The 12,258-nt window shown below is 67.7% G+C and carries 12 protein-coding genes; 8 read left to right on the forward strand and 4 right to left on the reverse strand.

The window, feature by feature from the left end:
- The first annotated feature begins 91 nt into the window (after positions 1-91).
- Together IIE29_RS15880 and IIE29_RS15885 are read left to right on the forward strand one after the other, a co-directional pair.
- A complete protein-coding gene (locus IIE29_RS15880) occupies positions 92-1,606 on the forward strand; it encodes a tripartite tricarboxylate transporter permease (RefSeq protein WP_209326273.1) in 1,515 nt (504 codons plus the stop codon).
- A gap of 42 nt (positions 1,607-1,648) precedes the next feature.
- Positions 1,649-2,350: a helix-turn-helix domain-containing protein gene (locus IIE29_RS15885; RefSeq protein WP_209326274.1), complete on the forward strand. Its 702-nt coding sequence runs from the start codon at positions 1,649-1,651 to the stop codon at positions 2,348-2,350.
- 27 nt (positions 2,351-2,377) lie between these two features.
- Here IIE29_RS15885 and IIE29_RS15890 read toward each other — a convergent pair whose 3' ends face one another.
- Both IIE29_RS15890 and IIE29_RS15895 read right to left on the reverse strand, forming a co-directional pair.
- Positions 2,378-4,378, reverse strand: coding sequence for a heavy metal translocating P-type ATPase (locus IIE29_RS15890; protein WP_209326275.1), 2,001 nt, complete (start codon positions 4,376-4,378; stop codon positions 2,378-2,380).
- A gap of 93 nt (positions 4,379-4,471) precedes the next feature.
- Entirely contained in the window at positions 4,472-4,705 is a 234-nt protein-coding gene (locus IIE29_RS15895; RefSeq protein ID WP_209326276.1) for a heavy-metal-associated domain-containing protein, read from the reverse strand.
- A gap of 160 nt (positions 4,706-4,865) precedes the next feature.
- Here IIE29_RS15895 and IIE29_RS15900 point away from each other — a divergent pair, with 160 nt between their 5' ends.
- From IIE29_RS15900 to IIE29_RS15925, 6 genes are all read left to right on the forward strand, one after another.
- Positions 4,866-5,549, forward strand: a complete 684-nt coding sequence (locus IIE29_RS15900; RefSeq protein ID WP_209326277.1) for a Crp/Fnr family transcriptional regulator — start codon at positions 4,866-4,868, stop codon at positions 5,547-5,549.
- Positions 5,550-5,701: 152 nt separating this feature from the next.
- Entirely contained in the window at positions 5,702-6,253 is a 552-nt protein-coding gene (locus IIE29_RS15905) for a dihydrofolate reductase family protein (protein ID WP_209326278.1), read from the forward strand.
- Between the two features lie 134 nt (positions 6,254-6,387).
- Entirely contained in the window at positions 6,388-7,146 is a 759-nt protein-coding gene (locus tag IIE29_RS15910) for an HpcH/HpaI aldolase family protein (RefSeq protein ID WP_209326279.1), read from the forward strand.
- A gap of 211 nt (positions 7,147-7,357) precedes the next feature.
- The gene (locus tag IIE29_RS15915) at positions 7,358-9,085 is read left to right on the forward strand and encodes a carbon starvation CstA family protein (protein ID WP_209326280.1); all 1,728 of its coding nucleotides are present in this window, start codon (positions 7,358-7,360) and stop codon (positions 9,083-9,085) included.
- 7 nt (positions 9,086-9,092) lie between these two features.
- Entirely contained in the window at positions 9,093-9,395 is a 303-nt protein-coding gene (locus tag IIE29_RS15920) for a cory-CC-star protein (protein WP_209326281.1), read from the forward strand.
- The gene (locus IIE29_RS15925; protein ID WP_209326282.1) at positions 9,386-10,396 is read left to right on the forward strand and encodes an ArsA family ATPase; all 1,011 of its coding nucleotides are present in this window, start codon (positions 9,386-9,388) and stop codon (positions 10,394-10,396) included. The genes IIE29_RS15920 and IIE29_RS15925 overlap by 10 nt, the downstream gene beginning before the upstream one ends.
- Positions 10,397-10,421: 25 nt before the next feature.
- Here IIE29_RS15925 and IIE29_RS15930 read toward each other — a convergent pair whose 3' ends face one another.
- A complete protein-coding gene (locus IIE29_RS15930) occupies positions 10,422-11,486 on the reverse strand; it encodes an alcohol dehydrogenase catalytic domain-containing protein (RefSeq protein ID WP_209326283.1) in 1,065 nt (354 codons plus the stop codon).
- Positions 11,483-12,175, reverse strand: coding sequence for a phosphonatase-like hydrolase (locus tag IIE29_RS15935; RefSeq protein ID WP_209326284.1), 693 nt, complete (start codon positions 12,173-12,175; stop codon positions 11,483-11,485). Before IIE29_RS15935 ends, IIE29_RS15930 begins: the two co-directional genes overlap by 4 nt.
- Positions 12,176-12,258 lie beyond the last annotated feature (83 nt).

Genomic DNA, 12,258 nt, shown 5'->3' on the forward strand with positions numbered 1-12,258 from the left:
GAGTGTGGTTACCCATATCGGTATCGGAGGTCTTCGTTGTGTTTCAACTACCGTTCACAACGTGTCGAGGAAGTACAGCTAGGGGGCGGGAATGGACACTCTCATCGATCTGGGAGGCGGCTTCGCCTCGGCGCTGGAACCGGCCAGCCTCGCCTTCGCCCTCCTCGGCGTGCTCCTGGGCACCGTCGTCGGGGTGCTGCCGGGAATCGGGCCGATCTCGGCGATCGCGATCCTCATCCCGGTCTCCTTCGGCATGGAGCCCGTGCACGGGCTCATCCTGCTCTGCGGCATCTACTACGGGTCGATGTACGGCGGATCGATCACCGCCACACTCATCAAGACCCCAGGTGAGGTCGCCAGCGCGGTGACCGCGATCGAAGGCTATGAGATGGCCCGCCGGGGCCGGGGCAAGGCGGCGCTGGCGACCGCGGCGATCGGGTCGTTCCTCGCCGGCACCCTGGCGATCATCGGACTGACGTTCCTGTCGCCGCTGCTCGTCAAGCTCGCGAACGTCTTCGGCGCCACCGAGTACTTCCTGCTCATGGCCACCGCTCTGCTGCTCGCGTCGACGATGTCGGCGGGATCGCGGGCCAAGGCGCTCATCTCGATCTTCATCGGACTGGCCGTCGGCCTCATCGGCCTCGACTTCCAGACCGGGCTGCCCAGGCAGACCTTCGGCATCGACCTGCTCTCCGACGGCGTGGACTTCACGATCTTCGCGATGGCGCTCTTCGCCATCCCCGAGGCGATCCGCAACCTCGCACTCGGACGCGGGGCGAAGGAGACGATCCAGAGCTTCGGCGAGGACAAGTGGATGACACGGCAGGACTGGCAGCGCTCGGCCGGGCCCTGGGCGCGCGGTTCGGTGCTCGGCTTCATCATCGGCATCCTGCCCGGCGTCGGCCCGTCGCTGGCGTCCTTCATGTCCTACATCATGGAGAAGCGGATCTCGAAGCGGAAGGAGGAGTTCGGACACGGAGCCATCGAAGGCGTGGCCGGCCCCGAAGCCGCGAACAATGCCGGCGTCGGCGGTGCGATGATCCCGCTGTTCAGCCTCGGCATCCCCGGTTCGGCGACGACGGCGCTGCTGCTGTTCGTGTTCACGATGTACGGGCTGCAGCCGGGACCGCTGATCTTCCGCGACGAGACAGGTCTGATCTGGACGATCATCGCGAGCATGTACATCGGCAACATCGCGCTCATCATCCTCAACCTGCCGCTGGTCGGGGTCTTCGTCAAACTGCTCAAGATGCCCAAGGAGATCCTCTTCTCCGCGATCCTCGTGCTCGTCGTCATCGGCGCCTACGCCATCGAGTTCAGCCTCTTCGGGCTGATGATGCTCGGCATCTTCGGCATCATCGGCTACCTCATGGAGAAAGGCGGCATCCCGTTGGCGCCGGCGATCCTCGCACTCGTGCTCGTGCCGCTGCTCGAGGACAACTTCCGGCGCATGCTCCAGATCTCCGGAGGCTCGTTCGCACCCCTGGTCACCCGGCCGGTGTCCCTGTCGATCATCATCCTCATGGTGGCGGGCATCGCCGGACCGATGCTCTTCCGCTGGTGGGTGAGCAGACGGCAGCTGCTCGCCGACGTCACGGTGGCGTGATGTCGGCGTGTGGGAAATGCCGACGTATGGGAAGGAGCGGGCATGAGGGACGCCGCTGAGAAGCCCGCGCCGGAGATCGGCGTCATCGATCGCAGCGCCGCGATCCTCGCGGCCCTGCAGGAGGAGCCGATGACCGCAGCGGAGATGTGCCGGCGGCTCGGATACTCGAAGTCGACGACCTATCGGCTGCTGGCCGATCTGCGGGCACACAGGTTCATCGTCCGCGATTCGTCCGGACTGCTGCGGCTGGGCCCTTTCCCCGGCCGGCGCAGCATCGCCACGACGAACTCCGTGCTCGAGTATCTGCGGTCGATGACCGGAGAGTCCGTGCAGCTGTGGATCCGGGTCGGCGAGGACCGGGTGTGCGTGCGCAACGTCGAGGCAGATCACGAGCTGCGCGTCTCCCGGGGCGTCGGAACCGTCCTGCCGCTGGTCGACGGCGGCTCTGCCGCACTGGCGCTGTGCGGTCCGGGCAATCCCGCGGAGTTCTACGCGACGAAGCAGGCACGGGTGGCGGGGACCGCCTCGGCGAGTGTCGCGTTCACCGTCGGGGCGAACGTGTTCGCCCTCTGCGTGTCCTATCCGCTGACCCGGGAACCGGAGAACGTCGCCGGCGCCTATCGCACCCTGCTCGCCCAGGCCGCGGGCGAGCTGCGGGCGCTGCTCGAGGGCAACGAGGAGCTCGGAGTGCTGCGCGACATCGCCCGCCTGGCCCTCGGCGCGAGGAGACAGGCGGGGGAGTAGACGCGCGGCCGGAGCCTGCCGGTGGCATCAGGCATTCGCGGGCTGCGCCGCCGTCGGAGTGGGCCTCTCGCTCTCCGGCGCCGCGGCGGAGCCTCGTGTGCTGCGCAGCAGCCGCATCGCGTTGGCGATGACCACCAGCACGGAAGCCTCATGGACCAGCATGCCGATCGACATCGTCACCCCGCCGGCGAAGACGCCGGCCAGCAGCACCACCACCGTGACCAGGGCGATCCCGATGTTCTGCCGCATCACGGACGCGGTCCGCTTGGCCAGGCCGACGGCTTCCGGCAGCTTCAGCAGATTGTCGCCCATCAGAGCGATGTCTGCGGTCTCCACCGCCACGGCCGAGCCGGCCGCTCCCATGGCCACGCCGATGTCCGCGGTGGCCAGGGCCGGGGCGTCGTTGACGCCGTCGCCGACCATGGCGATGGTATGGCCTTCCTGCTGCAGCCGCGCGACCACGTCCAGCTTGTCCTCGGGAAGCAGGGAAGCGTGGATCTCGTCGATGCCGGTGGCCTTGCCGATGGCCTCGGCCACCAGCCGGGTGTCGCCGGTGAGCATGACCACCTTCTTCACGCCGGCACGGTGCAGGCGGGCGACCATCTCGGGCGCATCCGGGCGGATCTGATCGGCGACGGCCACGACGCCGATGACCCGGTCGTCGACGGCCACGATCATCGGAGTCTTGCCGTCGGCGGCCAGCGCTTCGGCCGTGCGCGCAGCGCTGCCGTCGTCGACGATGCCGAACTGGGTCAGCAGCGGCGGGTTGCCGATCAGCACCCGGCGGCCCTCGATATCCGAGACGATGCCCTTGCCGGGGACCGGGGTGACGGTGCCGGGAATGCCGCGCGGGCCCACTCCATCCGCCTGGGCGGTCTCCAGGATGGGACGGGCCAGCGGGTGTTCGGAGCCGGCCTCCGCAGCCGCAGCCCAGCGCAGCACCTCGCTGCGCTCCAGGGGCGAATCCAGGACGATCACGTCGGTCAGCTGAGGACGCCCCTCGGTGAGGGTGCCGGTCTTGTCCACGGCGACGGCGGAGATCTTCGCCGAGGTCTCCAGGAACTCGCCGCCCTTGATCAGGATGCCGGTGCGGGCGGCGTGGCCGATGCCGGCGACGATCGCGACCGGGATGGAGATCACCAGGGCACCGGGGCAGCCGATGACCAGCAGGGTCAGAGCCAGGGCCACGTCACCGGAGATGAGCCAGGCCACCAGGGCCAGAACCATGACCGCGGGGGTGTACCAGCCGGAGAAGCGGTCGATGAACGCCTGCGTGCGGGCCTTGGCGTCCTGGGCCTCCTCCACCCGATGGATGATCCGCGCCAAGGTGGTGTCGGCACCGATGCCGGTGGCCAGCACCTGCAGAAACCCGCCACGGGAGACGGTGCCGGCGAAGACCTGCCCGCCCTTGGCCTTCTCCACCGGGATCGACTCGCCGGTGATCGAGGCCTCATCGATGGCTCCGGTGCCCGAGACGACCTGGCCGTCCACCGGCACCTTCGCGCCGTTCTTGACGAGGACGATCTCGCCCATCCTCACCTGGCCGGCGGGGATCTCCTGCTGCTCACCATCGCGCACGACGATCGCGGAATCCGGGGCGACGGCGACGAGCTCGGCCAGTGCCGAACGCGTCTTGTTGAGGGTCGCGGCCTCCAGCGCGTGGCCGACCGCGAACAGGAACGTCACCGCCGCGGCCTCCCAGAAGTTGCCGATGATGACCGCGCCGATGGCTGCGACGGACACGAGCAGGTCGATGCCGATGACCTTGGCGATCAGTGCGCGAACCGCTTTGACCGCGATTCCGTAGCCGGCGACCACGGCCGCGGCGATCATCAGCACGTCGCCGAGGGTGAAGACCCCGCCGGAATGCGTGGCGTGGGCGCCGGCATTGAGCCACCATTGCCGGCCGACGGTGAGATCGCCGGCGCCGCCGTCCAGCCACCGGAGGGCGAAGGAGATGATGATGAGCACGCCGGATACGACGGGAACCGACCAGTTCCCGTGGACCCATTTCTGGAGCCTGTTCACTTTCGGGTACGACCTTTCTGAATCTGGAGCCGGCGGGCCGGCAGGTTGGAATGAGCAGAGATGCGTGCGGGCCCCCGCAGGGGCCCGCTGGCCTCAGAAGGCCGTGGGAGCGGCCTTGTAGCCGGCCTTCGCGATGGCGGTGACAATGTCCTCGACCGAAACGCGTTCGATGTCGTGGTCGACCTCGATGCGGGCGGAGGCGAAATGGACCTTCACGTTCTCGACACCTTTCAGGCGTCCGACCTGCTTCTCGATCTTGGCTACGCAGGAGGGGCAGGAGAATCCTTCGGCCCGCAGGATGGTGTGGGTGGTGGTCGCGTTGGTCATTGCGGAGTCCTTTCACTGTTGTTCCTTCTTGACACCTTCAATGTAGGTTCGCCGCGCCGCGGACTCCTTGACCTGGATCAAGTTCGCACTGCTCCGCCCTGGTGAGCTCTGCCGACAGGGTCTGCGACGGTCTCGCGCCCGCGTGAGATAGGATCGGAGCATGTCCGAGCGTGATCTGTGCGTCACCCGCGTCCCGATCTTCCAAGGTCTCACCCTCCAGGAACAGCTGCGCGTCGCGGACTTCGCCCGGCCGATACTCGCCGGCAAAGGGGAGATCGTCTACGGCCCCGGACAGCCGGTCTCACGCCTGCTGGTGATGCACAGTGGACAGGTCAAGATCAGCCATGAGTCCGCCAATGGTCAGGAACAGATCCTGCGAACGGTGACCGATGGCGATGTCGTGGGCGAACGGGCCTTCCTGACCGGCCATCGCCCGAATGACCTCGCAGTCGCGCTGGAAGACAGCAGGATGTGCGTCTTCGACCACAGCGACCTCGCAGCGCTTCTGCGTGAATACCCCGACATCAGCCAGCGGATGCTGCGGACACTCTCCGACCGGCTGTCCTCCGTGGAGCGGCTCCTGGCCGCCATCACCTCCAGCGATGTCACTGCCCGCGTCGCTGCCTACCTCCTGGACCTGCCCGGCAGCATGCGGGAGGGAACAGTCACAGTGACACTGCCGATGGCGAAACAGGAGATCGCCGCATACCTCGGGACTACCCCGGAGACCTTGAGCCGGCGCCTCGCCGCGCTCTCTGCCTCCGGGATCATCGAACTCGACGGGCGTCGAAACGTCAGGATCCTCGACATCGACGGGCTCGAACGTGTCGCCACGCCTCGATAGACCCGCGCCGGCGTCAGTGCCCGGACACCGGAGCGAGATGTTCAAACATGGAGTCAGTCCGGCGAAATAGGATGCAGGGAGACCGATATCGATTCTGCCGAGCACGTCCAGCGTCACTGACGGACGTGGCAGTCATAGGAGGACACCGCATCGTGCCACGCACCGTCTACTACACCGCGACCACGCTCGACGGATTCATCGCCGATCCGAACGATTCGCTCGAGTGGCTGCTGCGGCAGACCGAGGAGCAGCCCGACGACGGCTTCTTCGAAGGCGTCGGCGCGATCGTCATGGGAGCGACGACGTACGAATGGCTGCTGCGCAACCTCGACGGGCCGTGGCCGTACACGATGCCCACCTGGGTGATGACCCACCGGAACTCAGCGCTGCCCGAATCAGGCGAGGACGGAGAGAAACCCGATATCCGCTTCGCTCAGGGATCGGTCGCCGACCACTATGTCGAGATGTGCACGGCCACCGGCGACCACGATCTGTGGGTGATGGGTGGGGGAGACCTCGCCGGACAGTTCGCCGACGAGGGATTCCTCGACGAGATCATCACCTGGACGGCACCGGTGACCCTCGGCAAGGGTCGCCCGCTGCTGCCCCGCCGGCTTGATCTCGAACTCATCGAAGTCGGACACAGCGATCCCTTCGTCATCGCCCGCCACCGCGTCATCGGTCCTCTTCTCGAGGACGGTTGAGCAAGTCCCGGCACGATCCCTCGCCGAGGCGGCCCCACCGTCCGAACGCAGCGTCGGACCGCCTCGGCGAAGTTGTCCATCCGGATGCCGGGCAGTTCTGGCGCAGGTGAGAGGTTCCGTGGTTCGATGCAGGCATGACTGCAGCGATCGAGAACCATCGGGCCCGCCTCCGCGCGGGGGAGATCTACAACGGACTGTGGATGATGTCGACGAGTCCGGAGCTCGCGAAGATCGGAGCGGCGGCGGGATTCGACTATGTCTGTCTCGACCTGCAGCACGGACTGGTCCGCCCCACCGATGTGCTGCGGCTGACCGATGCCGTGCGAGCCAGCGGGCCTGCGCTCGTCACCGCGCGAGTCGCGGCGAACCGCTTCACCGAGATCGGTGCGCTCGCCGACGCCGGGGTCGAAGCCATCATCGTGCCCCTCGTGTCCTCCGTCGCCGAGGCTGAAGCGGCCGTCCACGCACTCGACTATCCCAGCTGCGGAGGCGACCGATCCTGGGGGCCGACCGCCGAGCTGATGCTGGGCGCGGTCCAGGACACCCGGGCTGAGCGTCCGCTGCTGTTCGTCATGATCGAGAACGCTGACGGCCTCGCAGCCGTCGAGGACATCTGCGCCGTGCCGGGAATCGACGGAGTCTACGTGGGACCCGCCGACCTCGCCTTCGCCGTCGGTGCCCTGCCGGGGCAGCCGAACGACGCCCACGCCGAGGCGCTCGTGCGGATTCGCACCGCCGCCGACGATGCCGGGCTCATCCCCGGCATCCACTGCGGCGACGGTGCGGAAGCCAAGCTGCGCAAGGAGCAGGGCTTCCGCTTCATCACCTCGGCGGGAGACATCGGTGCGGCAGGCCGGGCGCTGCGGGAGGACCTGGCTACTGCGCGGGAGTGAGCTGCCGCGCGTGCGTGAACTCGGTGCTCGCACGGGGAGCGGTCTCGGCGCCCAAGGTCGAAAGGCCGCCGAGGCCGCCCAGGGCACGCACGCATACTGTTCCGGCACTGGGATACAACTGCGATGCAACTCACAGGAAATGATAAGATCGGACGACGATCAACTGTGAGTTCTGTGCGGTGCAGCGGTGCATCGCGAAGGGAGGAGCCTCATGGGTTCCCTATTCATCATGCTCGTCGGATTGGCCATATTCGTCGCCGGCTACCTCCTGTACTCGAAGTTCCTCGGTCGCAGGATCTTCAAGCTCAATGACGCATTCACCACGCCCGCGCATGAACTCAACGACGGTGTCGACTACGTTCCGACGAACAAGTACATCCTCTGGGGCCACCACTTCACCTCGGTCGCGGGCGCCGCGCCGATCGTCGGCCCCGCCATCGCCGTCATCTGGGGATGGCTGCCGGCTCTGCTGTGGGTGACCATCGGAACGGTCTTCTTCGCAGGTATGCACGACTTCGGGACACTCTGGGCCTCAGCCCGGAACAAGGGCCGCTCGATCGGCGCCCTGTCATCGCGCTATATCGGCAAACGCGGGGCGAACCTCTTCCTCATCGTCATCTTCCTGCTGCTGCTCATGGTCATCGCGGCCTTCGCAGTGGTCATCAAGAACCTCCTCATCAGCACGCCGACCGCGGTCATCCCGACCTGGGGCGCGATCGTCGTGGCGCTGCTCGTCGGACTCTGCGTATACCGTCTGCGCATCCCGCTGATTCCCGTCACCGTCGTCGGAGTCGTGCTCCTCTACGGACTCATCGTCCTCGGGAACAGCGTCCCCGTGGTCCTGCCCGAATCGTTCCTGGGCATGAGCCCCGCGACCTTCTGGATCGTCGCGCTCTTCGTCTACGGTGCCATCGCTTCGCTGCTGCCGGTGTGGGTGCTGCTCCAGCCGCGCGACTACATCAACGGCGTCCAGCTGTTCATCGGCCTCATCCTCCTGTTCGGCTCGGTGCTCACCGCTACGCTCTTCTCCGCGGTCAAGCCGGAGATCGTCGCCCCGGCCATCAACACCAATGTGCCTGAGGGCACGCCCAGCATGGTCCCCCTGCTGTTCGTCACCATCGCCTGCGGAGCCATCTCCGGCTTCCACGGCATGGTCGCCTCCGGCACCAGCTCGAAACAGCTGGACAAGGAGACCGACGCCCGTTTCGTCGGCTACTTCGGCGCGGTGGGCGAAGGCCTGCTGTCGCTGGGGACAATCCTCGCGGTCATCGGCGGCATCAAGTCCACGGCCGCCTGGAAGGAGATCTACTCGGCCTTCGGCGAAGGAGGCGTGGAGGCCTTCGTCCAGGGCGGAGGAGCCCTCATGGAGAACGGCCTCGGACTGCCCGCCTCCCTGTCCGCGACTGTCCTGGCGACGATGGCGGTGCTGTTCGCGGCCACGACCATGGACACGGGAATGCGTCTCCTGCGCTTCGTCATCCAGGAGATCGGCGAAACCGTGAAACTGCGCATCAGCAACGTCCCCGCGACTCTGCTCGTCGTCGTCATCGGCCTCGGGCTGACGTTCTCCCAGGGGCTCGGAGGCGAGGGCGGACTGCGCATCTGGCCGCTGTTCGGCACGACCAACCAGCTCATGGCCTCCCTGTCGCTGGCGATCATCGCCGTCATCCTCATCCGCAAGCGGCGCAGCCCGCTGCCGGCGATGATCCCGCTGGTCATCGTCTTCGTCATGTCGTTCTGGGCGGCTATCGATCAGCTGGTCAGCTTCGCCACCCCCGGCTCCACCGACTGGCTGCTCTTCGCACTCGACGTGGTCATCATCATCGCCAGCATCTGGGTCGCCGTCGAGGCCTTCCTCGCGATGCGCCGGGCCTACCGCGAACCCCAGGAAGAGCCCGACGCGGACGAGAAACTGGCGGCGACGCGAGAGAACGTCTGACCCATTCATGCCAGACAGCATTGCAGAGTTGATCAACCGCCGTCTCAGGGCGCTGCCCGAGAAATGGGCGGCATTCCGGGAGGGGCTGATCGAGTTCTACGTCGGCCCCTACCGGCAGACGCTCAAGCGGGAGCAGCAGGCCGAGGACGACTTCTTCTCCGTCGTCGTCCTCGGCGAGGCCCTCGGCGTCCCGGACCCTGCCGCCTACTACACGGCTGAGCTCATGCCCGCTCTCTGGGACGACTTCCACGCCTGGCACAGACGCATGGGGCTGCCCCGATCGCCGCTGGACCACATCGCATGCTGCTAGACATCGCACGCTCGCGGCGTCTCCTCTTCATCGGCGGCAAGGGCGGTACGGGAAAGACCTCGGTGTCCTCGGGGCTGGCGATGGCGCGCGCCCTCGACGGCGGTCGCGTGCTGCTGGTTTCGACGGACCCGGCGCACAACCTCGGCGATATCTGGCGCGCGGAGCTCGCCGACGAAGCCCGGCGCGTCTACACGGCCGAGACCGGCACCGTCGACGAGGCGGGGCCCGGCTTCGTCGACGCCATCGAAGTCGATCCGCAGGCAACGATCGACGCGCACTTCGCCACAGTCGAAGCGATGATGCGGCGGATGCTGCCCGAACGCACGCACGCTGCCGCGCGTGATCATCTGCGGACGGCGAAGACGGCGCCCGGCAGTCACGAATCGGCTGTCCTCGAGCGGATCGCTGTGATCTGCGAAGAGGCGATGGGCGTCTACGACCTCGTCATCTTCGACACCGCGCCCACCGGGCACACCGTCCATCTGCTGTCCCTGCCCGAGCGACTGACTGGCTGGGCCGAATCGCTGGTGGCCAACCGCGACCGCTCGGAGCGCTTCGCCGCCGCGGCTCGCTCTCTCGTCAGCCCGAAGGAGGAGACTCCCGGCCCCGACGCCCAGATGCGCCGCACCCTGCTGGCCCGACGTGACCGCTTCGCCCTGCTGCGCAGCACCATCGCCGATGCCCGGCAGACCGGCTTCCTCATCACCACACTCGCCGAGCGGCTGCCGGTCGCCGAGACCCTCGTCCTGGTGCGGCAGCTGCGCGAGCTCGATGTCGATCTCACCGGCATCGTCGTCAACCGCCTCTCCCCGGCCGACTCCGGAGAGTTCCTCGCCGCCCGCCGGGCCCTGGAAGACGAGCAGCTGAGGCAGCTGCACGCCGCCGTCGACCCGCTGCCGATGGCCGAGCTTCCCTTGCTGCCCGGTGAACTCACCGGCGCCGAGGCGGTCCGTCAGCTGGCCGATCTCCTGACCCGAGAGACGGGGATGGGCAGGGGCTGACGTCGCTCAGAGGCAGCGACGGGCTTCACCGGGGCCCGATCTCGACCACGGTCCGCAGGCCCGCGCTCGGCTCGACGAATTCGCGCGGCAGGTCCGCCAGCGAAATCGGGCCGCCGAGGATCTCCTCCCAGGGCAAGGTGCCGCCGGCGGTGGCGAGGAAGTCCACGGCCTCCTGCAGGTGGTGCGGCTCGTAGTTGTGGACGCCGGTGATCGAGTGCCAGCCGCGGACGATGCGCTCCGGGCTGATCTCGATATCGGGTCCCGGGCTCACGCTGCCGGCGAGCACGACGGTTCCCCCGATGCCCAGCGAATCGAGGCAGGCGCGCACGCCGACCTCGCTGCCCGACAGCTCCAGGGCGACGTCGACATCACGCGCCGTTTCGTCAGCCCCGACGAGGCTGTCGGCACCGGCTGTCAGCGCCCGCCGAGCCCTCGTCGGGGAGGGGTCGAAGGCCATGACCGCCTCGGCGCCCCTGGCCTTGGCCGCGGCCACCGCGGTCAGTCCCAGCATTCCGATGCCGTTGACGAAGACGCGTCGTCCGTCCAGTTCGCCGGCGGACTCCAGCATCGCCATGACTGTCGCCACCGCACACCCGGCGGTCGCGGCCACCGCGTCGGGCAGATGATCGGGGACCGGCACCATCGCGACGCCGGCAGGCAGGTGGATGTGACTGGCATAGGTTCCCGACAGCGGCCACGCCGACTCCGCCGACTCGTGCCCGACCTTCGCCACCGAGGTGCATTTCGCGCTGAGTCCGCGCTCGCAGTTGCGGCAGCCACCGCACACCGAGGTGACCGCGAAGACCACCCGCGTGCCGACAGGAAGATCCGAGCGCGTCTCCTCGACGATGCCCACCCCTTCGTGGCCGAGCACCGAGGGGCACGCCCCCGAACGTCGCCCGCTCACGGTGTGCCGGTCCGAACCGCACACGGTTGCGGTGGTCAGTCGGACGAGGCTCTCGCCCTCGGCCAGCTGCGGGCGCTCGAAGTCGCGGAGCTCGAAGTCCTCGCCTCCGACCCACACCTGGGCCCGCGGCTGCGAATCCGCTCGCCCCGCATCCGTGACATCCGCTTGGGTTCGGACGGTCATTCGGAGACCGCCGCGGGGGTCCGCTCGGCGAGGACTGCGGGCAGATCGGCCACGGAGTCGAGGACGAGGTGGGCGCCCTCGGCCTCGAAGTCGGCGCGAGTCAGATGTCCGGTGAGCACGCCGACGGCGGTGACCTCGGCGCGCAGTGCCGACTGCACATCCGCCGAGGTGTCCCCGACGCTGACGACGGCAGACCGGTCGGTGACACCGAGGGTGTCCATGACCGTGTTGATCATGTCCGGCGCCGGACGACCGGAGGGCACCTCGTCGCCGGTGGACGAGGCGTCGAAGGTCTCGCCCTGCTTCCAGCCCATCGTGGAGTAGATGAGTTCGGCGATCTCACGGGAGAACCCGGTGGTCAGTCCGACCCTGATACCGCGCTCGCGCAGGGTCGTCAGCGCGTCCTCGATACCGGGCAGCGGGGTGGGCGGGTTCTCCGTGTAGGTGCGGGCCAGTTCGGTGCGGAACCACTGCCAGGCACGTTCGTGGACTTCCTCGGTGACCTCCACGCCGCCGAGGCGGAGCAGGTTCTCGATCGCCCAGTGCTTCTCCGTGCCCATCCACTGCTGGAACACCTCATCGGAGTAGCGGGCGCCCTCGCGCTCGGTAGCCTCCCGCAGCACGCGGTAGACCTCGTCACGGTCGTCGATCGTGGTTCCGGCCATGTCGAAGACGGCGAGTTCAGTCATGATGATTCTCCTTCTCGGTTCTCCCCGGCTCGTCTCCTACGAGCCTAGTGAGGGTTGGTTCAGTGGTCCGGACAGAGGATGCG

Origin of the sequence: Brevibacterium renqingii, assembly GCF_017808095.1 — a bacterium.
Lineage (GTDB): Bacteria > Actinomycetota > Actinomycetes > Actinomycetales > Brevibacteriaceae > Brevibacterium > Brevibacterium renqingii.